Origin of the sequence: Methylobacterium sp. FF17 (assembly GCF_025813715.1) — a bacterium.
Lineage (GTDB): Bacteria > Pseudomonadota > Alphaproteobacteria > Rhizobiales > Beijerinckiaceae > Methylobacterium > Methylobacterium flocculans.
The window spans coordinates 3043697-3069725 of record NZ_CP107532.1 but is presented as its reverse complement, the minus strand read 5'-3'; the positions used below and the strand labels follow the sequence as shown (position 1 = coordinate 3069725).

Here is a 26029-nt window from a genome sequence, read left to right as displayed (position 1 = left end):
CCATAGAGCAGAATTTGGGCTGCGCTTCCGAATATCCTAGTGCACTGACTCAGACGGATGGTTCAGGGGATCGGCTGACTGCGGCGAGGATGTGGGTGGCTGGCTTGGTCCAGACGAAGGGTTTGGCGTTCCGGTTGTGCTCGGCGATGTAGCGTTTGATCGCTGCCTACAGGTCGACGACGCCGGTGAAGGAGCCGCGTCGCAGCCGACGACGGGTCAGCGCTGAGAAGAAGCCCTCGACGGCGTTGAGCCACGAGGCCGAGGTCGGAGTGAAGTGGAAGGTGAAGCCGCGGGTGCCGGGCGAGCCAGGCGCGTACCTTCGGATGCTCGTGGGTGGCGACGTTGTCGAGGATCGCGTGGAGCGCCTTGCCGGGCGGGACGGCAGCCTCGACGGCGTCCCGGCAACCGGATGAACTCACCGTTCCGGTGGCGCTGCATGCAGCGGCCGAGCACGGTGCCCGCCAGGACGTCGAGGGCGGCAAACAGCGTCGTGGTGCCGTGACGGGTATAGTCGTGGGTCTGGGCGACGGGATGGCCTGTGGCGAGCGGACGGTCAGGGCGGGTCCGCTCCAGTGCCTGGATCTGGCTCTTCTCATCGAGGGACAGCACCACCGCGTGGGCGGGTGGAGCCATGTAGAGGCCGACGACATCCTCGACCTTGGCGGCGAAGGCCGGGTCGCGCGAGCGCTTGAACGTGCGCAGTCGATGCGGCTGGAGGCGGTGAGCGTCCCAGATCCGTTGCACGGCGCGCAACGAGTTCCCGACAGCGCGGGCCACGGCACGGCCGGTCCAGTGCGTGACCTCGCCCGGCGGCTCCGAGCAGGTCAGCGCCAGCACCTCGGCCACCGTCTCGGTCGAATGGGGTGGTGTCCCGGGCGGACGCGTCTTGTCGCGCAGCAGACCTTCGACGCCCGCCTCGGCGTAGCGCCGCTGCCAGCGCCATACGGCCGGGCGGCTGACGCCCGCCCGCCGAGCGACGTCTTGGACACTCAAGCGCTCGGCCGAGCGCAGGACGATGCGGGCGCGCTGGGTGTGTTTGAGCGGGCGGGAGCGGTCGCTGGCAATCGCAGCCAGCCGTACCGCGCCGGTCGTATCGAGGAGCACGCATACCGTCTGAGCCATTGCCCAGACTCACACGTCTCATCGTCCGCGTGAATCCTCCGTCCGCGTCACTGCACTGGGGTGTGAAGCGAACCAAGACGTTGCGAGAGTTCTGGTTTTGTGATTCAGAGCCGCCGTTTGCAGCACGGAGGCGGCGATGGCGGACCTGTTCTGGCCCTCGGATGAGCAGTGGGCGGTGATGGAACCGTTCATGCCCAAGAACCAGCCTGGGCCGGAACGGAACGACGATCGGCAGGTCATTTCCGGCATCCTGCACGTGCTGACCTCGGGCTGCCGCTGGCGCGACTGCCCGGCAGCGTATGGTCCGCGCACGACCGTCTACAACCGCTTCAATCGCTGGTCCCGCCGTGACTTTTGGCGGGCGATGCTGACCGCGCTGGCCAAGGGCGGATGGGGTGGCGAGGCGGCCGCCATCGACAGTACCTACGTCAAGTCGCACCGCTCGGCGCATGGCGGTAACGTATGGCCCGCCCCGTCCGCAAGTGGCTGATGATCCGCTGGTCTGAGCAGTCTGCATAAACGTATCCGGCCTTTCGGCGATGCCGTTGGCCAAGATGGAGATCCGCGCGTCCTGGTCCTCATAAAGGGGGCGGCGTCGAGCGCCATTTTACGCCAGAGGCTTCCAGAACACCGATCGACTGTCAGGCCATCTTCCTCTCGCCGCTCGCAGACATGGTGAGGCCGACGAAGGCTTCGCCGACCAAGCTCGGTTCAGGCAGCCACCGCCGCCGGCTCATAGACGCGTTTGTGGCGCAGCAGCGCCCAGACGGTCCGAGCCATCTTGGCTGCTAGCGCAACGACGGCGGTGTTGGCGTGCGCCCGCGCCAGCAGGCCCCGGAGCCATTGGCCGATCCGCGTATCGCTTTTGCGAAGGGTCGGCATCGCCGCCCGTGCACCCTGGATCAGCATCTTGCGCAGGTACTTGCTGCCGCGCTTGGTGATGCCGACGAGTTTGGGTCGTCCGCCAGTCGTGACTTGCCGCGGCACGAGGCCGAGCCAGGCCGCCAGATCACGCCCGCGGGCGAAGGTGGCCACGTCACCGATCGCCGCAATCAGCGCTGTGGCGTTGAGTGCACCGATGCCCGGGATGGTGGTGAGCCGGCGAGCACTCTCGTCGGTCCGGGCCTGTTCGGCGAACTCGCCATCGAGCGTTGCGATGCGTTCGTCGAGGGACTGCCAACGTTCCCGCACGTCGGCCACGAGGCTGCGCATTCGTGGCGTGATGTCCGCGGCGGTGTCGGGATCGAGCAGGGTGTTCAGCCTGGCGGCAAGCTTGGCACGTTCTTGCGGGACGATGTGGCCACGCTCCAGCAGGATAGCCCGGATCTGGTTCATCAAGGCCGTGCGTTCGCCCACGAGCTGGTCGCGCACCCGGTGCAGAGTCTGCATGTCGAGCTGCGCTTCCGACTTCAGCGCGACGAACCGCATAGTCGGACGCGTCGCAGCCTCTGCGATCGCCTCGGCGTGAACCGCCCCGGGTTTCCCGGAGGCTGTCTGGTTTGGATCAAGCGGCCAAGGCTTGCACCTCGGTCTGGGCATAGTAGTGCGCTTCGGCTTCGGCGGGAGGGATATTCCCGATGGGTTCGAGCAGCCGGCGGTGATTGAACCAGTCGACCCATTCGAGGGTGGCGTACTCGACGGCCTCGAAGCTCCGCCATGGGCCGCACCGAAGGATGACTTCGGCTTTGAATAGGCCGTTGATCGTCTCGGCAAGGGCATTGTCGTAGGAGTCGCCGACGCTGCCGACGGAGGGCTCGACCCCAGCCTCGACGAGCCGCTCGGTGTAGCGCAGCGCCAGGTACTGCGAGCCCCTGTCGCTATGATGCACGAGCCCGCCGCCCTGGAGGGGGCGACGCTCGTGCAGGGCCTGCTCCAGGGCATCGAGCACGAAGGCGGCGCGGGCGGTTCGAGAGACCCGCCAGCCGACGATGCGGCGGGCGAAGACGTCGATCACGAAGGCCACATAGACGAAGCCGGACCAGGTCGCGACGTAGGTAAAATCCGCGACCCACAGGGCGTTCGGGCGCGGGGCCTTGAATTGGCGGTTGACCCGGTCGAGCGGGCACTTCGCTGCCGGATCGGGGATCGTCGTCCGCACCGTCTTGCCCCGCACGACACCCTTCAGGCCCATCGCCCGCATCAGTCGGGCGACGGTGCACCGGGCCACCCTGATCCCATCCCGGCCGAGTTGCCGCCAGACCTTGCGTACGCCGTAGACGTGGAAGTTCGCCTCGAACACGCGCTGGATCTCGACCATCAGCGCCGCGTCGCTCCGGGCCCGTGCCGGGAGCCTGCTGGGATCGGCGCGCCGTGCGGCATGAGCATGGTATGTCGACGGGGCGATCGGCAGCACCTTGCAGATCGGCTCGACCCCGTAGGCATCGCGGTACTCGTCGATGAACGCCTTCATCGTTTGAACGGGCGGTCGAGCTCCGCCATCGCAAAATACGCGCTCGCCTTCCTCAGGATCTCGTTCGCCTGCCGGAGTTCGCGAACCTCCCGCTCCAGCGCCTTGATCCGCTCGCGCTCGTCCGTCGTCGGGCCAGCCCGCTGACCTTGGTCCCGCTCGGCTTGCCGAACCCAGTTCCTCAGCGTCTCGCCCGAGCAGCCGATCTTGGCAGCGATCGATTGCATCGCGGCCCAGGGCGAGCCGTACTCGCCCTGATGCTCCTGGACCATCCTGACCGCCCGCTCGCGGACCTCAGGGGAGAAGGGTGGGATATGCTTCGTCATGGCTCCAGTCTCTCAAGTGTTGGAGCCTCCGAAAATCCCGGGGCGGTTCAGCGTCACGGTCGTCGTTCTTCTGGGCCTTGACGTAGGGGCGCACGTATTCCGGCGACATCAGCCGGATGGTGTGGCCTTGAGCGGCGAGCGCCCGGCCCATGTGATGCGCGCCACAGCACGCCTCCATGGCGATGATGCAAGGTGGAAGCGTCGCGCCAAAGGTCATCACCGTCTCGCGTCGCATCCGGCGTCGCAGGACGACCCGACCGGTCGCATCCTGCCCGACCACACTGCAGCTGTTCTTGCCCAGATCGATCCCGAGTATCGCAATGGCCATCGGTCCGCTCCATCCCTCGTGTGAGCCACACTGCAAACCTAGCAGTGAAGCCCAGTGAGGGGCGGGCCATCCATAAAGGGGGGGCCTGGAGCCAGGCCATCGGCCGCTCGCGCGGCGGCTTCACGAGTAAAATCCATTGCTTGGCCGATGGTCGTGGCCGACCGGTTGCGTTCGCCCTGACGCCCGGCAACGTGGCCGACATCACGATGGCGCTGCCGCTGCTGCAGGCCGTTGTGCCGCCCAAACGCCTGATCGCCGACAAGGCCTATGATGCGCAGAGCCTGAGAGATTGGCTGAAGAGCCGCAAGGTGACTGCCACCATCCCGTCGACGTCCACTCGGACGGTCCCCTACAAGCACAGCCGGATCGCCTACCGGCGGCGCAATCGGATCGAGCGCCTGTTCGGCCACCTCAAGAATTGGCGCCGCGTCGCCACTCGCTATGACCGATTGTCCTGCAACTATATGGCCGCCGTCGCGCTCGTTTCCTGTGTCGTCGCATGGACCTGAATGAGTCCCCAACCTAGCACAGCGGCAACCTCGAGATATTGGAGGTTGACGGAGCGGGAGGCGATCAGCATGGGACGGTACCAGAGGCGGGTTTGCACCCTCTATCTGACCCATCAATTTTCAAGACGAGAGGCCTTTAGCCTGTTGAACAAACAAGAACCATCGGTCGTGGCGCCGCGGTCACATAGCCGCTTAATGGCGACCCTTGCCCTCACCCGAAACGGGTGCGGGAAGCCTTGCGGGTGAGGCGTGTCCCAGAGCCTTACCAGCATCGCGAAGCGTCTGGTGCCTCCGCTCCAACGGGTCTGACAGATGCGCGATGTGGTCCCAGCCCAGGGCGCTGCGGCGCTCGATCAGGTCCATGACTGCGTTCACCGCTCGACGGAGCCGAACCTGGGTCATTGTGACTTCACCGTCTAAGGCTGGGCTGAGAGCCTCAAACAGCAACTCCTCCTTGAACGCAGTCTCGATGAGGATCTCCTCGACTTCGTGACGGACAGGATCGAGGAACTCGACACCAAAGCCATCAGCTTCTCGGCGAGCAAGGCGACATGCCCGTGGTAAGCTGCTCCTACCAATAGAAAGATCGAAGTTCGCGGGGATCGAGATGTTCTTCGGCGTACGCAAGAAGCTTCCGTGAGACGAGATGTCCGTGATCACGCAAGGAATCGGGCTGCTGGAACGCGGAATGAAGATCCTTGCTTCGAGGCTGCACTGTTGTCTTTGAACGCGTCGCCGATCGTACATTGTGCACCTCTAAACTGTTGCCATATTGCATCGTCTGCCTACCAATATCCGAACGGGCGGGTAAATTAAAAATTAAAATGTTCGTATAAATAATTTTGCATGGATGTGGAACATTTACTCTGAGGGGTAGAACGACGTGGTTGCAGCCCGGTCTATCAGTGCCAACCGTTATCTGCAGTACTGAGGACCTCCTCAGAGGCGATACAAACTTACGGCGTCGGCGCAATGCTATAGAGATGTAGTGAGCACCACTAGCGCCAACTGGATGGAGCGCGGCTTGGAGAATTGCGGCGGTCATACCAGACCTCTTTGAGCGTGACTGATGTGGGGTGGCGCAGCCGTCAAAGTCTGATTCTCTCTTTGGGCTCCCAAGTCTGAGAAGGATAGGATAGCTGCTCCCTGACGAGAGGATCATCGCCGATCGGGGCGATGCTTTCCAGCGTCATGTAGCGGCCGCGCTGGACGGCCCATTCGTCGTTCTGTTCGAGCAGGATTGCGCCGACGAGACGTTTGATGGCAGCCTCGTTGGGGAAGATACCCACGACCTCGGTCCGGCGCTTGATCTCGCCGTTCAGTCGTTCGAGGGGGTTCGTGCTGTGGAGCTTAACCCGATGAGCGGCCGGGAAGCCCATGTAGGCGAGCACGTCGGGCTCGGCCGTGTCCATCAGGGTCGCGAGCTTGGGCACCTTGGGGCGGAGTTGATCGGCGACCCGCCGCCATTGCTGACGGGCCGCCTCCGCGTCATCCTGAGCGAACGCGGTGGCGATGAAGGCTGAGACGACGCGGCGGCCCGAGCGGCCGGCATGGGCGAGCACGTTCCTCATGAAGTGGACGCGGCACCGTTGCCAGGTGGCGTTCATCACCTTGGCGACCGAGGCCTTGATGCCCTCGTGAGCGTCCGAGATTACCAGTTTCACACCACGCAAGCCCCGGCGCGCCAGCTTCCGGAGGAACGCCGTCCAGAACGTCTCGGCCTCCGACGGGCCGACGTCCATGCCGAGGACTTCGCGGCGGCCGTCGGTGTTCACGCCGACCGCCACGATCACCGCCACCGAGACGATGCGCCCGTCCTGGCGAACCTTCACGTAGGTCGCTCGATCCAAAGATACGGCCACTCGCCCTCGATGGAGCGGTCGAGGAACGCGCCCACACGCTCGTCGATCTCCTGGCACAGGCGCGACACCTGGCTCTTCGACACGCCGGTACCACCCATGGCCTGGACGAGATCGTCGACCGAGCGGGTCGAGATCCCCTGGATGTAGGCCTCCTGGATCACCGCCGTGAGCGCCTTCTCGGCCATGCGTCGTGGCTCCAAGGAAGCCAGGGAAGTACGAGCCCTTGCGCAGCTTGGGGATACGTAACTCCACCGTGCCGGCGCGCGTCTGCCAGTCCCGGTCGCGATACCCGTTACGCTGGACCAGGCGCTCGACGCTCTTCTCGCCCTGGGCCGCCCCGGTCAGGCCGCCCACCTCCAGCTCCATCAGGCGCTCGGCCGCAAAGCCGATCATCTCGCGCAGCAAATCCGCATCGGCGCTCTTCTCCATGAGGCCGCGCAGGGTCATCATCTCGTCGGTCATCGGGGGTCTCTCGGGTTCGGGGTTGGTCGTCGCAACCCGACCCTACCCGGCAATCGCCGATGACCACCCGTCAGCTACACCACCGCCTGGGACACGACCATCGCGACCATCGCGCCCACGTCAGCACAACACCGATGCGGAGAAGGCGGCTCTCAGGGAGGGCAGGATCCCTGACGCGTGGGCGGCCAAACCGAAGAAGCTCGCGCAGAAGGACCGCGATGCCCGCTGGACCCTAAAGCGGGCCAAGGCGCGGCCCGCAAAGGCGGACGGCACCAAGGCCAAGGTTGAGATCGCGATCCCGGTGTTCGGGTACAAGACGCATGTCTCGATCGACCGCAAGCACGGGTTTGTCCGCCGCTTCACCGTCACCAGCGCGGCCGCTCACGACGGGACGCAACTGGCCAACGTCCTCGACGCGGCCAGCACGGCGAGCGAGGTCTCTCGCCGATACCGCCTACCGCTCGAAGACCAACGAGGCTCAGCTGGCCAAGCATGGCCGGCGCTCGAAGATCCACTTCCGGCGACAGCCCGGCCACGACCTGACGCCGGCGCAGCGCGAGGCCAACCGCGCCCGCTCCAAGGTCCGCTCGGCGGTCGAGACGGTATTTGCCGGCCACAAGCACCGCTTTGGCCTGTTCGTGCGCACCATCGGCCTGGCTCGAGCCCGGACCAAGATTGGGCTCACCAACCTCGCCTACAACCTCAAGCGCTTCCTCTGGCTCGAAGCCCGGCCGGTGGCGGCCCGAGGGATGGTCGGGGCGGACCCTATGCCCCCTCACCACCACTGCCAGACTGCCAGAACGCCAGTCCGAGGACGCCGAAGCTCCGGGCGGGGTCAATCAGACGGTCAAACCCCGCCATTGCACGGTTCTTCGAGGTGTCCGAACAGGTAGGCCTTGAAGCGCGAGCGCTTGGGCTTGTCGCCGTTGACATCCGGCAGGCAGCTGATGCCGTGACGCTGCACGCAGAGACGCAGCGACAAGCGGGTCAGATGCGGCAGGCTCGGCTGCAGCGCTTAAAGGCAGTCGTCGCGCGGCAGCAGGGTGTGCCGCTGGAAGGCGACGATGACCGCCTCGTCCTCCAGGCTGAGCACGCTGGAGCGGGGCTCCTTCAGCCCATTCCGCGCATCCGAGCTGGTCTGGCGCGAGCGCCACTTCTGCACCGTCGTGGGGCTAATACCATAGCGCTTGGCCGCAGCCCTCACGCTTACCTGACGAGCTTGCATTGCTCGACGGACCGTCGCAGTCGTCGCGGCGCTGCCGTGGAGAACCTGTCCCATAGCGCGTCCCTGCATGCGGCATCAGTCGTAAAACCACACAGCGGGACAAAAAATCTAGCAGAACACCTATGACCGCGTTTGACCGCATTCGTCTGTGGGCCACCGGCAACCCGCACCTATCCCGCTTGTCGCTTTGTCAGATGTGGCTTTGAGGCAACCCCTCCGAGCAGATCTAAAATAGCATTTCAATCGGCTTCTCTCGAACTTCCGATTATGTCACACGCTCACTCAACATGCGTCGAGCCTATTATGCACCGGCTCAGCGCTGAACGCGAAGATAGGAGCGTGACCTGCGCAAGTGACTCATCGGGATCAGGAAACATCGGCCCTAAGTCCCTTGAGCCTGAAGCCCCGAGTGAGAGGGCTATGAGTTTAGAACTTCAGTACTTGATTAACTGCTTCTGCGAAGAGCCGTCGAGAAAGATCCAGATCACACTCAGCGCGTATCTTCGTCGTGGCGATAGCGTATTTTTCCTTAAGTGAAGCGCTGCAGATAAAATTAAGGGCGTCGAAGATATTCAAAGTTTCATCAAATCGCACAAGTCCTTCGCGCGGTAAGTAGTCGAGGAACACGTCAATTTCGGAGGCGAGGACAGGTCGGTCGTGGAGGAGCGCCTCGATCATGGTTAGCGGCACTCCTTCAAAGCGCGAGGGCATCACAATCGCGTCGGAAGCCGTATACCAATCGCTGGGGTTATCAGTCCAATTAATCCGCCGGCATTGGGGAAGAAGGCCCGCTGTCTCTAATGCGTCATCCAGCCAAGATGCATCAGGTCCATCGCCGACAAAGGCGAACCGCCACCTCTGGTCAACTGGAACGGACCTGGCGATTACTTCTATAAGGAGGTCAAGCCCCTTCTGATGCCGATCGATGCGACCAATAAAAAGTGCCAGCCTTTCGTCAAGTGCGATACCGAGCTTCACGCGGACATCCGCGCGGGATGATGAGGCGGGAATTAGCGGGACGACATTGGGTACCACGTCGATACGCGCTGTGACACCGCGGGAGCGCAACTGGCGCTCAACGGCCGATGACGGCACCGCGTAGCCATCAGGTAAACGATAATAGTAGCTCCGAATCCAGTCGAGCGTCCGAGTGATAGCCGGCGTAAAATTACGGTACCCTAGTTCGGACGTTCCGTGCGCCATAGGTAGATAAGAAAATATAGGAATCCGCGCCTTGCGAGCTGCAAGCATGGGAACCAAGGCATTCTCAATGCGTCCCTGCAAGAGCAAGACAAGCGCGGGCATCTCCTCCGAGAGCACTGTGTCCATCTCCCGGCGGTACATCCAACGCAGCGGCGCGCGGTAGGGCTCGCCACGCACCTTCGAATAGCGGAGTTGTCGGACACGTAAGCGCGGCAATTTGGCCTGATCGAGAGCTTGCAGGAAGGCAAAGTTGGCAGAGGGAACACAAATCACCAAACTATCCAGCCAATCTAGCTCGAGCAAAACGGGGACAAGCGAAAGGAACATTCTTTCATGCCCACCGAACATTAAGCTATCCTGACATACAAGAATTTTAAGCTCAGAGTTCATCAACGCAACCTTCTTTCTTAAGATGTTGAATGTTAGCAGGTACCTGGCCGATGATCCCGTTTCGAGCGTTTGCTTCCTACACCGACCAGCGCTATGACGTGAAGAGTGAACGAAAGCAACGACTCCCAAAAGGCGAAGACGAATCGATTGATGCAAAAAGAGCGAAGGAGGAATTGTGACAGAATTTTCCCCAACGCCGGCCCAGTTGGGGCTTGGTTGTAACCGGCTGGGATCTTTGCTTGGTGCGAGCTCTCGAGAGGCGGAGATGCTCATTCGTGGGGCGGTAGACCTGGGCGTTCGTCTGTTTGACACCGCAGATGTATACGGACAAGGCGAAAGCGAGCAGATTCTTGGAAACAAGTTAGGAAGACACCGCAGTGAGGTGTTGATCGTGACCAAGGGGGGGCAGTTTTTTCCGCAGCCGTGGCGTACGATCAATCCATTTAAGAAAGCGCTTGCGCCTATCGTGCGCTCTCTCAGCTTTACGCGGAACGGTTTGAGGAATGCCCGTTCCGGAATGCTACCGCAAGACTTTTCGCCGGCCTATCTTACTAAAGCCGCTGAACGCAGTTTAAGACGCCTTAGAACTGATTCGCTTGACGCCTACCTGCTTCATAGTCCTTCTTCGGACATTTTGCGTGAACGCGAAGCGATCGGGACGCTCGCAGAACTTAAAGTAGCAGGCAAGGTTCGTAAAATTGGGGTATCGTGTGAGGAATTAACTACAGCTTTTGACGCATTATATGACGAAAGAATCGAAATCATTCAATTTCCCGTCGGTTTGGAGCCTGAAACAGTTGCATTTCTTGAGCAGGCAACAGAAAAAGGTAAGATATTAATAGCCAGACGGAATAATTCAATAATCACGCCCAATTCGAATGTCTCACAGGCTAGTAGAGGTGGTGAAATAACTGCGCTGACGCGATCCTTGCTTGCGAAACCTGAAATATCGTGGGTCCTACTCGGGACGACGAAGCTGAGTCATCTCCAGGAGGTTGTCGATGGGATCAAATATCCTCCTAAAATGGAATCCTTCAAACGATGATTGATGGTCGAAGTGTTCCTAATAACACTCGTCTAGGCGCCGATGTTTGCATTGTTGGCGCTGGGCCGGTGGGTATCACTCTAGCAAGAATCCTGGCTGCAGACGGCATCGATGTCTTGCTCATGGAAAGTGGCGGCCTAAAAGCTACGGCTGATGCCCAAAAACTAAATACAGGTGAGATTGATCCAGATAGCAATCACCCACCAATTGATATGTATCGAGAACGCCGATTTGGCGGCTCTTCAACTATTTGGGGCGGTCGTTGCATCCCGTTCGATCCGATCGATTTTGAAGTACGCAACTACGTTCCTTATAGCGGATGGCCGATAAGATATGGAGACGTTGCCCGGTTCTATGACGACGCATTGCATGAGTGTGAAGCTGGTGCTTTCAAGTTCGGCGAGAACGCTCTTTGTTCGAGTGAGCCATTCATCGAAGGCCTTGAAATCAGTGGCGGGGTAAACCTTACCTTGGAAGGGGGAATTGAGCGTTACAGCCCACCGACAAACTTCGCGCGACGTTACAGCAAAGTTTTGCTCAGCCAGCACAACCTGCGCATCGTCATCGAGTCCACTTGCATTGAGCTAGAGACCAGAAACGGTGGTGGGCATGTGGACGTCGGAAAGTTTGCGACCTCCTCCGGAAATCGGTTTACAGTGGCGGCTAAAGTTTTTGTGGTGGCGAGTGGAGGTCTAGAGACGGTTCGACTGTTCGCTGCTTCCACACGCGATCATTCCGCTGGGCTAGGCAACAGCCATGACTTATTAGGGCGCTTCTACATGTGCCACATCGAAGGAACAGTGGGTAAATTGCGTCTAACGCCAGGGTCGCGGCGTGTTGCATGGAACTTTGAGCGAACGATTGATGGCGTATTTGCGCGCCGTCGTTTGCGGCTTTCCGACAAAGCCCAGAACGAACGAAACTTGCGCAATACGATTTTTCGGCTTCATCACGCGAATCCTGTGGATCCGAGTCATAGGAATGCAGTTCTTTCTCTGATGTATTTTGCAAAGCAGTTTATCTTACCCGAGTACCGCCGTAAAATTACCAGCACCGAACTAGTCGCGTTGGAAGAGATGCCGAAGGGTGTCGACTTCTGGCGCCGCCATGTACTAAACGTTATTACAGGAATGCCAACGCTTGCGGCGTTCATCCCAAAATGGATTTTAGGACGCCATTTGAAGTATCGCCGCCTTCCCTACGTTGCGCTGCAAGACGCCAACGGGGCCTATCCGGTCGACTTCAATGCAGAACAGGAGCCTAATCCAGATAGTCGAGTTACTGTAAGCGATCAGCGCGACCACTTCGGTCAACTGAAATTGAATGTGTCATGGAAGGCAACCGAGCAAGATGTTGCCTCGATTGAAGAAAGCTATCTGGAGGTTGATGCGGCCTTACGGCATGCCGGTGTAGGATGCATCGATTTTGGTCAGCGTAACCTAAGGGAGCTACTGTCGAATTGCGGGCCGGTAGGCGGGCACCATATTGGTACAGTTCGAATGGGCTGCGACGAAAGAACCGGCGTAGTTGATTCTGATTGCAGAGTCTTCGAAGTTGACAATGTATATGCGGTTGGTAGTGCGATCTTCCCTACTTGCAGCCACGCCAATCCTACGCTTACCGCGTTGGCGTTAACACTGCGCCTGGCGGATCACCTCAAACGAACGCTACCTAAGCGCGAGACCGACACCAGGAGCGTCGATCAGTGAAAATCCTCTGGCTCGGCCGTATCGTTCCGCTACCGCTCAATAGTGGCGACCGAATCTATTCAGCTGAACTTATCGGGGCTGTTGCGCGCTCGGGTGCGATCGTTGATTTTTTGGGTCTATCGAATCCTGATGATGAGCCTGGCGACGTCAGAGTGTTGGAGTCAAGGGTTCGGTGGATAAGAATACCTGGAAGACCGCGCTGGAAGGTTTTGGCACTGTTCAGCCTTATGCCGCTGGTTGCCGCGCGTTTTGCGACTGCCTCCTACAGGAGTACTCTACGCAAGACCCTCTCTGGAAGCAGGTTCGATGCCGTGGTCCTGGATCAGTACGCATTAGTCTGGGCCTTGCCGGAGTTGAAGCGTTTGGGCAAAAATGTCCCTAGAATTATTCACGTTGCGCACGACTACGAGACCGAACTAACTGCCTTGATCGCAAGTGGCTACAAAGGCAATCCGGTAAAGAAATTTGCACTTTGGCTAAACCACTTCAAGACCAAAGCGGCGGAAAAAGCTCTTACTCGTGCTTCGAACCTCATAGTAACTCTTACAGAAGACGATGCGAAGGCTTTTCGTCTGCTCGACGCACGGCACCTTAGTTTAGCGCTTCCTCCCGGATATGCTGGCCCACGTTCGCCAAAGCGCCAACTTCTTTCCGTTGGCGGTACGAAGCGTGTAGTAATTGTGGGCTCGTTTCACTGGATTGCGAAGCAACTGAACCTTGAAGCCTTCATGCATGATGCGATCCCGATCCTTTCTCACGCGGGTATCACTCTCAACGTAGCTGGCTCGATACCTGCTGACGTCCTAGCAAAGTGGTCGGCTAGCTTCCCTGATGTTAATTTCCTCGGCTTTGTCCCGAACCTTCCGGACGCACTAAACGGGGCTTTTTGCGCCTTAACCATTGACGCAATAGGCGGCGGTTTCAAGCTGAAGACGCTGGACTATATCTTCAACGGTGTGCCAGTGGCTGCTTTACAGGGCACGTTGCACGGACTACCTAAGACTTTAACAGACCATTTCATCATTGCCAATGAAAGTCAAGATCTTGCTAGGAAGATTGTAGCTGTATCGGACGATCACGCGACACTGAGCGCGATGCAGAGGAACGCCTTTGCCGCTGCCGACCACCTGTTCGATTGGAATCGAAATGGGCAATTGTTCTTGAAAGCACTAAATGAAATGAATCAGTGAACCCGGTTCCTAAAAAATTCTCGGTTCTGATGCTGCAACAAGAAACTTGAACTTTTCCTCAGAACAAATGGGGGGAGGCTATTGTGCTGTATGAAAATTTTCAGCTCGATTCCAAGTAGGTTTGCTTATCAGAGGTTCAGAGATAAAGAACTCTTTTCCGAAGTTTGAGGCCGAAAGGGCGAATATAGGAATGTTCTTGAGCAGGCAATCTCCGTTAGAAACGAAGCCCTCTACCGAGTGGTGGCAAGCCTCCTTGATGCTCTGGGCAAATGCGATGGCCAGCTGCCAGCCAGTTCCGTTGGATCCACGACGTTCGGTTCTTCTTGCGGGGAGTGCGCGCACGAGGGCGCTCCATACGATCGCGGCGATCTGTATAATTAGCTGGAGGATACCAGAGTCGAAGTTTCCGTGTGAAGAAGTACAACATTATCGGAATTGACGGTTTTCCTTATTAAACGGGTTGGCGCTGTTGGGCCGCCCTTGGCGGGTGTTCTGACTGCCTGTTCGACGGACGTCCGTTAAGGATTCCGATAGCCTGATTGCCACAAGTTGGATGCCTTCTCGCTTACGCCAAAAGCGAACTTCTGAGCCTTGTGGATGACAGATTTGCGGAACACCTCCGTTCTCTCAAAGGCACTTCTTCGGAAGCTGTATTCCGACAACGTGCCGGATCTTGCCGAGCGCATACTGGACCAGTAAGTCCACTGGAATCAGGTAGAGATCGACGTCGGCCGATCGAGAGACCTAACCGACGACAGCTATATCAAGCCCTCTTTCAATTGCCTTTGAGATAAGTACTCAGCGATTCACCGTACATTTTATTACAACAAAATATGATCTTACATGACCTCAGGCGGCTTAATGTCTCGAGGTTATGGGAATTGAGTTGCTTAGACCGGAAAACTAAGATAATCTTTTGAACACTATGTCGGCCAGATTCATACTGTATGTAGTGCCACCCTTAAATCACTTAATGCAATTATGTATTGTGGGGCCGCGTTCTAGTATTTCAGCATACATTTAGCGCAGAGATACCTAGCTCATCAGAAATATCATTTGCTTTCACTGACAATGATACAAAAATCACTTATAATAATTCATTTTACTACGTATACGGTAGAGACCTCGTCGGTGTTAGTTTAACAAAAAGCTGCCAGGAGCGTTGCTTAGCGCTGTGGTTTCATCAACTTGCAATGGGAAAAGGCATGACCAGCAGGACACATTTAACAATCATTGTACCAACGTTAAACGAGGAGCGTTATGTTGCACGAACTCTTATATGTCTCTCCTCAGATATGAATCGGTTCGATTATGAAATCTTGGTAGTAGATGGTGGCAGTCGCGATCGCACGGTAGCTATCGTTCGCGATATCGCTAAAGGAAATCCACGCATCAGGCTCATTCATAACGAAAAGCGGGTGCAATCTGCCGCTGTTAACCTTGCCGTCAAGCTAGCAAATCCACGTAGTGAGGTGTTTATTCGAGCAGACTGTCATGCCGAGTACCCCAAAAACTTTGTCGAGGTGGTTTACGATGCCCTATTGGAAACCGGCGCTTCGTCGGTTGTCGTGCCTATGACAACTATTGGGGCCGGCTGTCGCCAGATCGCTATCGCTGCAGCTCAGAACAGTCGACTTGGCAACGGGGGATCACTACATCGTCTCGGGCACAAATCCCTATGGGTAGAGCACGGTCATCACGCAGCCTTCAGGCGGGAAGTTTTCGTGGCTGTAGGTGGGTACGACGAAAGTTTCACCCACAACGAGGATGCGGAATTTGACGTACGTCATCTTAGAGCTGGCGGAAAAATTTGGATGGAATCGAAGGCTTGCCTGAAGTATTTTCCAAGAGGAAGCTTTACCCAACTCGCTAAGCAGTATTTTAAATATGGAACTGGACGTGCTAAGAATTATTGCAAGCATCGGCAGCGACTTAACTTTCGTCAATTGTTGCCCGTAATCGTTATGCTTATTTGTGCGGCTAGCTTGATAATGTCAGCGTTTCTGCCGTATTTTATACTCGTCCCGGTTCTCTACGTAGTAGCTTGCTTAGCTCTCGGTGCTATGATTGGAGTGCAGCAAAGATCACTGTGCGCTGCTGGCAGCGGATTAGCCGCTGTTGTCATGCACATGAGCTGGGCGATTGGTTTCTTAACATGCCTGAGATTTGGCCGTAAAGCTATGAACCCTTTCAGCAATGGGTCAGTATCGAATTGAGAATCCTAACAGAACAGCTCCGAGCGGGGTTTGTAACGGTGGTTAAGTGGTCAGTCCTGCGGTGTGGTGGCATTAGTTTAGCTTAGGTGTGCAGTCCCGCAGTGTGGTGGCATCGGTCTCGCTGAGGCTGCCGCACACCGGGAGGCGTTATGGGACAGGTTCTTCACGGCTGCGCCACGGCCACACACGCGGTCAGAGCAGCGCTACAGCGATCGAAAGCTCCGCTCAAAGATCTTGCGGCCCAGCATGGACTGAACCTCAAGACGGTCGCGAAGTGGCGCAAGCGTGCCTTCGTGCATGACGCAGCGATGGGACCGAAGACGCCGCGCTCGACCGTGCTCACGACTGAAGAGGAGGCGATCATCGTTGCCTTCCGCCGGCACACCCTGTTGCCGCTCGACGACTGCCTGTACGCGCTCCAGGCCACCATCTCGCACCTGACCCGCTCGTCGCTGCATCGCTGTCTACAGCGCCACGGGATCAGCCGGTTACCGCAGGTCGGCGGCGACAAGCCCGGCAAGCAAGCCTTCAAGGCTTATCCGATTGGCTTCTTCCACATCGACATCGCGGAAGTTCGCACCGGCGAAGGCAAGCTGTACCCCCGAGTGGCCTTCGACAGGACATCCAAATGTCCGTCGTCAGGTGATTTGGGACATTCAGCGGTGTTCAGGAGCGGAGGCTCTGGTCCATCTGGGGTAAGAGGTTAGGCAGCCTGCGCGTGATGGCGCAAGCGGCGATCCATCAGGGTCTGGCGCTTGATGCGTTCCCGCTCGGCCAGGATCCCTTCGCCGCGTCCGAAGTAGACGTCAGCGGGCGTGAGGTTGCCCAGGCTCTCATGGGCTCGGGCATGGTTGTAGTGTTCAACGAAGGCTTCGACCCGCGTCTCCAGCTCGCCGGGCAAGTAGGCGTGTTCGAGCAGGATGCGGTTCTTGAGCGTCTGGTGCCAACGCTCGATCTTGCCCTGCGTTTGAGGATGACAAGGCGCACCGCGGATGTGGGTCATGCCCCGGCTGCCGAGCCAGTCGGCCAGGTCGCTGGCGACATAACTCGGGCCGTTGTCGGAGAGCAGGCGGGGCCGCTGCATCACCCGCGCCTGATCGAGCCCAGCCACACCCAGCGCCCGGTCGAGCGTGGCGGTGACGTCACTGGCCTGCATCGTGGTGCAAAGCTTCCACGCCACGATGTAGCGTGAGAAGTCGTCGAGTACCGTCGACAGGTAGTACCAGCCCCAACCAACGACCTTCAGGTAGGTGAAGTCCGTCTGCCAAAGCTGGTTGGGCGCGGTGGTCTTATCGCGGAACGCGTCGGCGGCCTTGATGACGATATAGGCCGGGCTGGTGATCAGGTCCTGAGCCTTGAGCAGCCGGTAGACGGTGGCTTCCGAGACGAAGTAACGCCGCTCGTCGGTGAAGCGCACCGCCAGCTCACGCGGGCTGAGTTCAGGCTTCTCCAGAGCCAGGGCAACGATCTGCTCGCGGATTTCCGCAGGTAGACGGTTCCAGACCCGGCTCGGCTGCGAAGGATGGTCCCTCAACGCCTCGGGGCCGCCGCGCTGGTAGGCGTCGTACCAGCGGTAAAACGTCGAGCGCGTGATGCCGAGCTTGTGCAGGGTCGCGCGCACCGGCAGGTGGGATTGCTCGACCAGCCGGATGATCTCCAGCTTCTCGGGGGCCGGATACCTCATGCCTCGTCGCCCCCAGCCCCGCTCATGCTTTTTTTAAGCAGACGATTCTCCAGGACGAGATCAGCCACGACCTCCTTCAGTGCCCCCGTCTCGCGGCGCAGATCCCGCACCTCGTCCGTGGTGGCCGCGCGCGCCGTGTCGCCGGACAGGCGCTTCTTGCCCGCCTCCAGGAACTCCTTGGACCAGCCGTAGTACATCGAGGCGGCGATCCCCTCGCGTCGGCACAACTCGGCGATGCTGTCCTCGCCACGCAAGCCTTCCAGCACCACGCGGATCTTCTCCTCGGACGAGAACTGTCGACGCGTGGCCCGACGGATGTCCTTGATCACCGCTTCTGCCGGCTTCTTGGCCGGTCCGGATGTCTGCTTCATCTTCGCTCCTCAGGGGCTACGATGAACCAGCCATCCTCCGTTCGGGAAGACCCTCATTCTGTCCCACAGGTGCTGACGTCGGACACTCAGTCAGTGCCGAACCCAGGTGCCTGCACTTACAAGAGTACCATCACAACTGAGTGTCTCTGCAGATGATGTTGGCTGTCCGGATGCAACAAGTTTGCCCAGCATCAGGCGGTTAGCGACGCATAAAACCCCGGCCGCCTAGCGGTCGGGGCTTTGTGCGTCAGGAGATAGCCCAGGCGAGCGTCAGGACGCCGCCGAGGAACATCCCGTAGGTGGCCATCACGGCGGCGACTTCGCGGTGTTGCTGGATGACGGAGCGGGAAGCGAGCAACATGGGATGGGACCAGAAGCGGGTGTGCTCCCTCCATCTGGCTCATGCGCTCCGCTAAATGCGGGGCCGCCGGCATGCGGAACAAAGGGAAAACGTCAGGTGTCGTTTGGCGGTCACATAGCCGCTGAGCGTCGGCCTTGTCCGTTGCCTGAAGCAGGCGCTGGGAGCCTTGCAAGTGAGGCGTGTCTCAGAGACTTACCAGCATCGCGAAGCGTCTGGTGCGCCTGCTCGAACGGATCTGACAAAGGCGCGATGTGGTCCCAGCCCATGGCGTTGCGGCGCTCGATCAGGTCCATGACTGCGTTCACCGCTCGACGGAGCCGAACCTGGGTCATTGTGACTTCACCGTCTAAGGCTGGGCTGAGAGCCTCAAACAGCAACTCCTCCTTGAACGCGGTCTCGATGAGGATCTCCTCGACTTCGTGACGGACAGGATCGAGGAACTCGACACCAAAGCCATCAGCTTCTCGGCGAGCAAGGCGACATGCCCGTGGTAAGCTGCTCCTACCAATAGAAAGATCGAAGTTCGCGGGGATCGAGATGTTCTTCGGCGTGCGCAAGAAGCTTCCGTGAGACGAGATATCCGTGATCACGCAAGGAATCGGGTTGCTAGAACGCGGAATGAAGATCCTCGCTTCGAGGCTGCACTGTTGTCTCTGAACGCGTCGCCGATCGTACATTGTGCACCTCCAACCTGTTGCAATATTACATCGAATGCGCACCAATATCCGAACTTGCGGGTTAATAAATAATGAAAATATTTGCATAAATAAGTTGCGTGGATATGGAACATCTAGTCTGAGGCGTAGGATTGCATAGACTAAACCTGCTTGACAATCGACAAATGTTATTTACAGAGCTAAGGCGCCCCTGTGGCGAGATGCAGACCCACGTCGTCAGTTCGATGCTATCGAGATGCAGTCAATGCCAATGTCGCCAGCTGGACGCATCGCGCTCCAGAGACTTGCAGCGCTTAGAGAAACTGGCCGGCTCTGAGTACCGAGCCGGGCGCCTCCGAAGGCTGGAGCGAGCTCCAGCCTCGTTGGCCTCAGGAGGCCTTAGCTGACCGACCGCGGCGCTTCGGAGCGTCCGATGCTGTCTCATCCGGCTCAGCGGCCTTTGAAGCAGCCTTCCGATAGCTCCCAAGCCCAGCAGCACGCGCCAGCTCGGCGCGGTGTTCTGAGTAGCTGGCCGCAGTCATTGGGTAGTCGGCCGGCAGACCGTACTTAGCCCGATAAGCCTCTGGGGAGAGACCTCGCATCGTAAGGTGCCGCCGCAGGGTCTTGTAGGGCTTACCATCCTCGAAGCTGATCAGCGCCTCCGGCGTGATCGACTTCTTGACCTCAGCCGGCGTGGGCTTCTTGATCTGGTCCGCGGCTGGCGTAGCAGGCCCGCTCAGACCTTTAAGGGTTTGATGCACGCTTGCGATCAACTCGTTCAGATCCGCAGGCCGGACGGAATTGTTGGTGACGTAGGCTGACACGATGGTAGCCGTCAGGTCGACATGGTCGAGGCCGGTTTCTTTAGGCGTGTTCTCTTCGGGTGTATCGAGCACGTCAGATCCTTATCATCGAATGATCCCGCGGTTTCATCACATCAAGGCGCACGGCGGGAAGAGACATTGATCAGATCCCCCATCCCGTTGTAAAGAAGCACTCGTCGCATTGTGATCGTATGCCGTGCTGCCGCGGAGCGCTCCTTTGCTCTCCCTGATGGGAAACCGAGTAGCGGTTGCCGGCCGTGAGCCCGGTCAGACAAAATAAGGTGAAGCTCTTTGAGCCCGTGCAGGCTCGCACTCCAGTTCATCTCCGATTACCCGGAGGAGGGGCCGCGCTTGGCGATGGAGTTCGAAACCCGCTGGTTTGTGTACGACATGATCCGCTGGCCGGGCCGCTACATGCGGTTGCCTGATTGCGGCGACGTGCAGATGGGCGCGCTATTCGCGGAAGCCCTCGGGGCAGGGAAGGGCTGCGATGCCGATGACGTCGAACTATGAGGCGTTAGTACCGCAGGAGTCCACTCGTAGGGGTTCAGCATGCATGACGCATCGATTATCGCAGTCTCGACAAAGCCGCAGGAGCTAGGCTTCGAGTGGTGAGAGGCAGCTGAACAGGCCGCTCACAACCTCGGCTTCGCGAAGGATCTGTCTGCCCTGAGCCCGGAGCACTGGCAGATGGTGCTGGCCAGCGTCACGGATCGCATGCGCCTTCGCGGCGCTTCGCTTCCCGTTGGATGGCGCCGGGCACTCACTCAGCAGGTCGGGCGAAGCGACGATGATCCGATGAAGGGTAAGGTGTTCGCTCTCGCCGCTAAGCGGAAGGAGATAGCCACTCACGTCGCGCTCGAACTGGGTCTTGGAGAGCTTGCCCGCCTGAGTGATGCCGATCGCGCGATAGTCGAACAGCAGACCACGGAAACGATCGAAGGCTGCAGCACGGATAGCGATGAGCCAGCTGACTGCTCGGATGCTGATCGCACGATGCGACGCCTGTTGGCCGAACATCGTGCCTTGGCGGAAAAAGAAGAGGGCGAGAGCACTTAATCTAAGTGGCTGTATCGGGTCGCCGAGTTAGCCACCATGCGCGGAGCCGCTGAGAACACCCGGAAACCCAGGACGAAGGGCCGCCCGTGTGAGGCGGGGAATGCATTGAATGACAAATCGTCAGGCGGCGGCCAATCCAGCAGAGATCAATCCAGGGAATTCGTCACGAAGCCGGGGCGGGGGAGCGGGAGCGTAGCCTCAGCCAGTACCGCCCCGGCTCGGATGGCGCCATCGCAGGACTTCAAGGGTGCGCTCAGCGGGTTGTCAGTGGAACCACGCTCAGACGGGAACGCGCATGGGCTTCAGTATCTAATCGACAGGTGCTTGAGCAGGGTCGAAACCGCTCCGGCGGGAGTAAATCGACTCAGCATCGGCTAAGCGCAAACTCAGGACGGGGCGAGTTACAGGATCTCTCCCCATCTTCGGGGGAAGTATTTCCGCTCCACAAGCGTCACACACGGATGACAGCGCGCGTTTTCCAAGATTAGATAATCTTGCGTCAAACTCATCCTGACGCACGCGGCTTGCGCTGTTTGCATCCCGCAGAGCCATCACATCCATATCACTTGATGAACTATGGGTTTTAATCTCCTCCATAGATGTGATACTTGCGGCGCCCGGCTGAATACGGACACCAAGAGGCCGAGCCGATGCATACCCCGCAAGGCTGAAGATAAGAACGGAGGCAGCGAGTGCAGATCTCATGGCGGCTCTCTCACGGGATGCCAAAGTCCGCTTCTATGATTAATTAATGGTATACGTCTTTTGGCCTGCCTCCTGAAAAGTGGTCCTCCCGGAGGTATGGCTTCGAGCCATGTTGGAGTTGACCCCGTTTGTGGTCCACGGCCTATGCAAGTTCTCGGGCTGTGACAGCTTGGTTGGCGAAGGCTCGGGGCGTCAAGCCGCCCAGGGCCGTGTGGGGTCGATCTTCGTTGTAGTGGCACCTCCATTCCTCGATGCGGTCGCGGGCATCAGCCAGAGACAGGAACCAAGAGGCGTTCAGGCATTCCTCTCGTAGGCGGCCGTTGAACGACTCGACGTAGGCGTTGTCGGTGGGCTTGCCCGGTCGGGAGAAGTCGATCTCGACCCCGTTCAGGTAGGCCCACTGGTCGAGCATGCGACCGGCGAACTGCGGCCCATTGTCGACCCGCAAGCTCTTGGGCCGTCCCCTCAGCTTGACCAAGGCGTCGAGCGCCTCGGTCACTTGGTAGGCGCGGAAGTTGGCTCTCGGTGTGAGCGAGAGCGCCTCTCGCGTGTGGCAATCGACGATGGTCAAGATCCGGAATGGACGTCCGTCGAAGATGCGGTCGGATACGAAGTCCATCGCCCAGACCTCGTTGGGCCCACCGATCCCTGGCCTACCCTGACGATACCGCCAAGCCCGCTTGCGCTTAGGCAGCTTTGACCGGATCGATAGCCCCTCGTCGCGGGTTGTTCCGGTAGGTGCGCTTGTGGTTCACCTCCCAGCCCTCCCGTCGCAGCAAGATGTGCAGCCGTCGATAGCCGTAACGGACCCGTGCGGCGGCCAGCTCCTTCAACCGCATCCGCAGAGCGACTTGCGGGTCGGCTCGCTTCCTGTAACGCTGGGACGAACGGCCGAAGCCGGTGGCCTGGCAGGCCCGACGCTCACTGATGTCGTAGGTCACCTGCAAGTGACCGGCGACTTCACGGCGAACGGCGGGCCTCACCACTTTCGTTTGAGCACGTCCTGCAGCATCGAGCGGTCCAGCGTCAGGTCAGCGACCAGCCGCTTGAGCTTACCATTCTCGTCCTCCAGCTGCTTGAGCCGTCGGATCTCCGGCACGCCCATGCCGACGAACTGCTTCTTCCAGCGGTAGAAGGTCGGCTCAGATACGCCCATCTTCCGGCAAACTTCGTCCACCGAGGCGCCGTTCTCCGCCTGCCGCAGGGCGAAGGCGATTTGTTCATTCGTGAAGCGTTTGCGAGGCATGGCATCCACCCTCCTTCAGGGTTCAGGATGCCCGAAAAACTTGCGCTCAGCGCGGACCAGTTTGCTGGGTTAGGGTCACTCTATCATCACTACTATAATCAAGCCCGATGTAGCTGCGCGACCAAAATCGCTCAATCTATCTCTGCGTAAACACACAAATACTGGGACAGTTCAGCTCCGGTCTTTCTTGCGGCCTATGGCACGGCTTGCGACAATCCTTTCAGGGCATCCTATCTGAGACCACGTGACGAGTGACTATATCAAAAAGTCATTGGCATGAAAGTCGCCGACCTTGTGGTTGAGGAACGTGACCTGACTGCCGTCCGCGAGGCTCAGCAGCGTGTCAGACCCTTCCTGCGTGAGTGCTGCACGGACCTCTCTAAAATTCGCATAGCTAAAGCTGGTTAGATCGACCACATCGTGCGTGGCTCCGCTGGTTACGAAGTCTGTGATGACGTCATGACCAGTGCCGCGCTCGAACACAAAGGTGTCTGCCCCTGCCCCGCCGGTGAGATAGTCGTTCCCGGCCTTACCGTTGAGGATGTCGTTGCCCTTCCCGCCAACGAGCAGGTTGGCCAATCCGTTGCCGGTGCCGGTCAGATTCGTGCCCAGCAGCTTCAGGTTCTCGACGTTGGCTGAGAGCGTATACGAAACCCAGCTCTCGACGGTGTCGATGCCCTCGCCTGCAAGTTCCACTACGCTGTCACCTGCATCATCGACCTCGTAGATATCGTCGCCTAATCCTCCCTTCATAATGTCTTGGCCACCGCCACCTTTCAGCACGTTGTTGCGGCTATCGCCCAGCAGCGTATCATTGCTGTTGGTTCCCATCGTCCACGTCTCAGAAGTGCCGGAGGATGCAGGCTGGGTCGGGTACGCGACTGGCTGTTCTGGAGAAGTTGGTGAGTTTGGCCCGGACGTGGAAAAGCCAAAATGCCTGGCCGTGAAGTCGCTGATCTTGTGGTTGAGGAAGGTGACGCTGCCCTCGTCGGAGAGCGTGAGCAGCGTGTCCGCGCCCACCTGGGTTAGCGCCGCCCGGACCTGGGCGAAGGAGGCGAAGTCGTAGCCCGAGAGCTTGACCACGTCCTGCTGCGTGCCGCTGGTGGCAAAATCTCGCACCACATCGTGGCCAGAACCGATCTCGAACACGAAGGTGTCAGCGCCTGCCGCACCCGTGAGCCAGTCGTTGCCGCCCTTGCCGTTGAGGATGTCGTTGCCCGCTCCGCCGGTGATGCCGTTGGCGAGCTCGTTCCCGATGCCGGTCTGACCTGTGCCGAGCAGCTTCAGGTTCTCGACATGAGCCGAGAGCGTGTAGGTCGGTGCCCAGCTCTCAACTGTGTCGATGCCCTCGTTGGCGTACTCGATGACAACGTCTTTGGGCCGGTCGACCACGTAGGTATCGTCGCCCAGGCCACCCTTCATCGTGTCCTGACCACCGCCGCCGTTGAGCGAGTTGTTGCGCGCATCCCCCACCAGCGTGTCGCTGCCGTTCGTGCCCACCACCCAGTTCACAGGCGCAGCCGAGGCCGGCGCATCGTGGCTCTCGGTGACCGTCAGCGACACCTTGGTCACGTTGCCGGCACCCTTGCCGTCGCGTGGAACGTAAGTGAAGCTGTCGGTCCCGCTGTAGTTCGTGTCGGGCGTGTAGATGAGCGAACCGTTCGTGTTCAGCGTGAGCTTGCCGTGCGCCGGACCATCCACCAACATCGCTGTCAAAGCATCACCGTTGGCGTCCGTGTCGTTGGCGAGCACCCCCAGTAGCTTTGTGAGGGTCAATGTGGCGTTCTCCTGCACAGAATAGGCATCGGTCTTGCCGACTGGAGCGATATTGCCGGTGTCGTGCGTATCGCCGAACGCGTCGATATAAGCTGCAGCCGCATTGGGCTTGGTGCCGGTGCTGAGCGCGCCGGCAAAGTCAGCATTCGAGTTCCAGTAGGACTGGTAGGCGACGTTGTGGGTCTCCATCCAGGTGGCGAACTTGGCGATGTAGGGGCCGGCCTTGTCCGACATGACGCCCCATTCGGGGATGGCGATGAGCTTGCCGTGAGCCTTGGCGAAGCTGTCGAGCCAGTTCAGGCCGTAGTCGCGCTTGAGCATGGAGTCGAAGGCGGCGTTGGGGTCCTTGGGATCCCAGGCGGTGTTGTAGTAGATGTCCATGGTAATGTAATCGACATAGGCATCGCCGGGATAGGCCTTGGCCGGGTTCATACCCTGGTTGCCGACGTTGACGTTCCAGTCGAAGGCGAACTTGTCGGAGACGGAGCGGAAGGCATCGACCATGCCGCGATAAGCCTGGATGTAGGCCTGCTCGTTGCCCTTGGCTGCCCAGGGCATCCATCCGCCGTTGAACTCCTCACCAAAGCGCACCACGATCTGGCTGTCGCTGGAGCGGGTGGCGAGGATGTTCTTGGCGGCCTCGACCCAGTACTCCTTGTAGCTACCGGCAGCTGCGGCGCTGAGGCTGCCGCCATTGGCGAACATTGGGATAGTCCAGTAGATTGGTTTGTTCAGCTGGCTGACTTGGCTCCCCGCCCAGCTAATGCTGGTCTCATAGTCCGACCAGTTCGCCCGTCCGGTATGGACCTGGAGATAGTCGACGTTCCGGCCCAGCCAATCCTCGAACTGCAGCACGCTCTTAGCGGAATTACCGATATAGGCTCCAAGCTTCGTCAATGCACTCGTCCTCAATTTTACTGTCTATGCTCTAGCTTCATGTCGCAGTCGCATGCTTATGCACAATGCGCACAACCCAAGCAGCGCAAAAGCATGTCACTACTTGAATGAAACCAAGCTCTATCTAGCAAGCCATGCAGAACAGGTGCCATTTCGAGCAAATCGAATGCTTAGATTTGTCGTTACGCACGGGAACATGCATCTTGCAAGGCCAAGCGTAGGATCAGAGATTGATACGGCAACGCGACTAATCAAAGGTTAACGTAAAAACTAGGATAGTCCACCCGTTGCATGCCGCAACGCAGCAACCCGGGGCATAGAGTTGCGGATATACCGCAGTAGGGTTGACAAACATAGATTCCATTCGTTCAGCGAACAACTCGCGTTTTTGTGAAAATTATGTTTACATCAACAAAGGCGTGATGTGCTGAGATCAGGCTCAGACTATTTTCCAGC

14 protein-coding genes, 11 pseudogenes and 1 other annotated feature are annotated in these 26029 nt (G+C 59.0%); of the genes and pseudogenes, 9 read left to right on the top strand and 16 right to left on the bottom strand.

The window, feature by feature from the left end; translation table 11 throughout:
• Positions 1-49: 49 nt before the first annotated feature.
• Positions 50-1122: pseudogene (locus OF380_RS14425) on the bottom strand (IS630 family transposase).
• A gap of 136 nt (positions 1123-1258) precedes the next feature.
• On the opposite strand from OF380_RS14425, the pseudogene OF380_RS14420 reads away from it, so the two are divergent.
• Positions 1259-1579 (top strand): annotated as a pseudogene (locus tag OF380_RS14420) (IS5 family transposase); the annotation flags it as partial.
• Positions 1580-1833: 254 nt separating this feature from the next.
• Here OF380_RS14420 and OF380_RS14415 read toward each other — a convergent pair.
• The 3 genes and pseudogenes from OF380_RS14415 to OF380_RS14405 form a co-directional block, all read right to left on the bottom strand.
• A pseudogene (locus OF380_RS14415) lies at positions 1834-2586 on the bottom strand (IS110 family transposase); the annotation flags it as partial.
• Positions 2587-2626: 40 nt separating this feature from the next.
• Positions 2627-3855 (bottom strand): IS3 family transposase gene (locus OF380_RS14410; protein ID WP_264045137.1). Its coding sequence is split into 2 segments (ribosomal slippage): positions 2627-3567 and positions 3567-3855, totalling 1230 coding nucleotides; the frame shifts between segments, so codons are not numbered across the junction.
• Positions 3458-3574: a sequence feature (AL1L pseudoknot), on the bottom strand. Its footprint overlaps the gene before it by 117 nt.
• Before the next feature lie 46 nt (positions 3856-3901).
• Positions 3902-4183 (bottom strand): annotated as a pseudogene (locus OF380_RS14405) (IS110 family transposase); the annotation flags it as partial.
• Between the two features lie 71 nt (positions 4184-4254).
• On the opposite strand from OF380_RS14405, the pseudogene OF380_RS14400 reads away from it, so the two are divergent.
• Positions 4255-4692, top strand: a pseudogene (locus OF380_RS14400) (IS5 family transposase); the annotation flags it as partial.
• Positions 4693-4884: 192 nt separating this feature from the next.
• Here the strand turns inward: OF380_RS14400 and OF380_RS14395 are convergent.
• The 3 genes and pseudogenes from OF380_RS14395 to OF380_RS14385 all read right to left on the bottom strand — a co-directional run.
• Positions 4885-5439 carry a PilZ domain-containing protein gene (locus OF380_RS14395; protein WP_264045135.1) on the bottom strand — a complete coding sequence of 185 codons (555 nt, stop codon included), beginning with the start codon at positions 5437-5439 and terminating at the stop codon, positions 4885-4887.
• A gap of 341 nt (positions 5440-5780) precedes the next feature.
• Positions 5781-6739: pseudogene (locus OF380_RS14390) on the bottom strand (IS256 family transposase).
• 76 nt (positions 6740-6815) lie between these two features.
• Positions 6816-6947, bottom strand: a pseudogene (locus tag OF380_RS14385) (IS256 family transposase); the annotation flags it as partial.
• A 184-nt stretch (positions 6948-7131) separates the two neighbouring features.
• Between OF380_RS14385 and OF380_RS14380 the strand changes: the two are divergent.
• Positions 7132-7726 (top strand): annotated as a pseudogene (locus OF380_RS14380) (transposase); the annotation flags it as partial.
• A gap of 167 nt (positions 7727-7893) precedes the next feature.
• On the opposite strand, the pseudogene OF380_RS14375 reads toward OF380_RS14380, so the two are convergent.
• Both OF380_RS14375 and OF380_RS14370 read right to left on the bottom strand, forming a co-directional pair.
• Positions 7894-8295, bottom strand: a pseudogene (locus OF380_RS14375) (helix-turn-helix domain-containing protein); the annotation flags it as partial.
• Positions 8296-8667: 372 nt separating this feature from the next.
• Positions 8668-9834 (bottom strand): glycosyltransferase, encoded by a 1167-nt coding sequence (locus OF380_RS14370; RefSeq protein ID WP_264045131.1) that lies wholly within the window; start codon positions 9832-9834, stop codon positions 8668-8670.
• 175 nt (positions 9835-10009) lie between these two features.
• Here OF380_RS14370 and OF380_RS14365 point away from each other — a divergent pair, with 175 nt between their 5' ends.
• From OF380_RS14365 to OF380_RS14355, 3 genes are read left to right on the top strand one after another with little or no spacing between them, the layout of a single operon-like run.
• The gene (locus OF380_RS14365; protein ID WP_264045130.1) at positions 10010-10879 is read left to right on the top strand and encodes an aldo/keto reductase; all 870 of its coding nucleotides are present in this window, start codon (positions 10010-10012) and stop codon (positions 10877-10879) included.
• On the top strand, positions 10876-12588 hold the full coding sequence (locus OF380_RS14360; protein ID WP_264045129.1) for an FAD-dependent oxidoreductase: 1713 nt from the start codon (positions 10876-10878) through the stop codon (positions 12586-12588). The genes OF380_RS14365 and OF380_RS14360 overlap by 4 nt, the downstream gene beginning before the upstream one ends.
• Complete coding sequence (locus OF380_RS14355) at positions 12585-13778, top strand: glycosyltransferase (RefSeq protein WP_264045128.1); 1194 nt, start codon at positions 12585-12587, stop codon at positions 13776-13778. Before OF380_RS14360 ends, OF380_RS14355 begins: the two co-directional genes overlap by 4 nt.
• A 78-nt stretch (positions 13779-13856) precedes the next feature.
• On the opposite strand, the gene OF380_RS14350 is transcribed toward OF380_RS14355, so the two are convergent.
• Complete coding sequence (locus tag OF380_RS14350) at positions 13857-14120, bottom strand: hypothetical protein (RefSeq protein ID WP_264045127.1); 264 nt, start codon at positions 14118-14120, stop codon at positions 13857-13859.
• A gap of 863 nt (positions 14121-14983) precedes the next feature.
• On the opposite strand from OF380_RS14350, the gene OF380_RS14345 reads away from it, so the two are divergent.
• Both OF380_RS14345 and OF380_RS14340 read left to right on the top strand, forming a co-directional pair.
• Positions 14984-15994 carry a glycosyltransferase family 2 protein gene (locus OF380_RS14345; protein WP_264045125.1) on the top strand — a complete coding sequence of 337 codons (1011 nt, stop codon included), beginning with the start codon at positions 14984-14986 and terminating at the stop codon, positions 15992-15994.
• A 149-nt stretch (positions 15995-16143) separates the two neighbouring features.
• Positions 16144-16623 (top strand): annotated as a pseudogene (locus OF380_RS14340) (IS481 family transposase); the annotation flags it as partial.
• Between the two features lie 74 nt (positions 16624-16697).
• On the opposite strand, the gene OF380_RS14335 reads toward OF380_RS14340, so the two are convergent.
• The 3 genes from OF380_RS14335 to OF380_RS14325 all read right to left on the bottom strand — a co-directional run bounded on the left by OF380_RS14335 (position 16698) and on the right by OF380_RS14325 (position 19962).
• A protein-coding gene (locus OF380_RS14335; RefSeq protein WP_264045123.1) for an IS3 family transposase occupies positions 16698-18049 on the bottom strand; the annotation gives its coding sequence in 2 pieces (ribosomal slippage) (positions 16698-17713 and positions 17713-18049; 1353 coding nt in all).
• 471 nt (positions 18050-18520) lie between these two features.
• The gene (locus tag OF380_RS14330) at positions 18521-19087 is read right to left on the bottom strand and encodes a PilZ domain-containing protein (protein ID WP_264045121.1); all 567 of its coding nucleotides are present in this window, start codon (positions 19085-19087) and stop codon (positions 18521-18523) included.
• Between the two features lie 368 nt (positions 19088-19455).
• Positions 19456-19962 (bottom strand): MucR family transcriptional regulator, encoded by a 507-nt coding sequence (locus OF380_RS14325; protein ID WP_264045119.1) that lies wholly within the window; start codon positions 19960-19962, stop codon positions 19456-19458.
• Positions 19963-20241: 279 nt separating this feature from the next.
• Between OF380_RS14325 and OF380_RS14320 the strand changes: the two genes are divergently transcribed.
• On the top strand, positions 20242-20403 hold the full coding sequence (locus OF380_RS14320; RefSeq protein ID WP_264045117.1) for a hypothetical protein: 162 nt from the start codon (positions 20242-20244) through the stop codon (positions 20401-20403).
• A gap of 84 nt (positions 20404-20487) precedes the next feature.
• Here the strand turns inward: OF380_RS14320 and OF380_RS14315 are convergent, their stop codons facing one another.
• From OF380_RS14315 to OF380_RS14305, 3 genes and pseudogenes are all read right to left on the bottom strand, one after another.
• Positions 20488-20910 (bottom strand): hypothetical protein, encoded by a 423-nt coding sequence (locus OF380_RS14315; RefSeq protein WP_264045115.1) that lies wholly within the window; start codon positions 20908-20910, stop codon positions 20488-20490.
• Positions 20911-21796: 886 nt separating this feature from the next.
• A pseudogene (locus OF380_RS14310) lies at positions 21797-22900 on the bottom strand (IS3 family transposase).
• Positions 22901-23155: 255 nt separating this feature from the next.
• The gene (locus tag OF380_RS14305; RefSeq protein ID WP_264045114.1) at positions 23156-25573 is read right to left on the bottom strand and encodes an Ig-like domain-containing protein; all 2418 of its coding nucleotides are present in this window, start codon (positions 25571-25573) and stop codon (positions 23156-23158) included.
• Positions 25574-26029: the final 456 nt, after the last annotated feature.

Coding starts and splice junctions, on each gene's coding strand:
- OF380_RS14315 (WP_264045115.1), bottom strand. CDS start 20,910: ATGTTCGGCCAACAGGCGTCGCATCGTGCGATCAGCATCCGAGCAGTC.
- OF380_RS14330 (WP_264045121.1), bottom strand. CDS start 19,087: ATGTACGATCGGCGACGCGTTCAGAGACAACAGTGCAGCCTCGAAGCG.
- OF380_RS14395 (WP_264045135.1), bottom strand. CDS start 5,439: ATGTACGATCGGCGACGCGTTCAAAGACAACAGTGCAGCCTCGAAGCA.
- OF380_RS14345 (WP_264045125.1), top strand. CDS start 14,984: ATGACCAGCAGGACACATTTAACAATCATTGTACCAACGTTAAACGAG.
- OF380_RS14360 (WP_264045129.1), top strand. CDS start 10,876: ATGATTGATGGTCGAAGTGTTCCTAATAACACTCGTCTAGGCGCCGAT.
- OF380_RS14370 (WP_264045131.1), bottom strand. CDS start 9,834: ATGAACTCTGAGCTTAAAATTCTTGTATGTCAGGATAGCTTAATGTTC.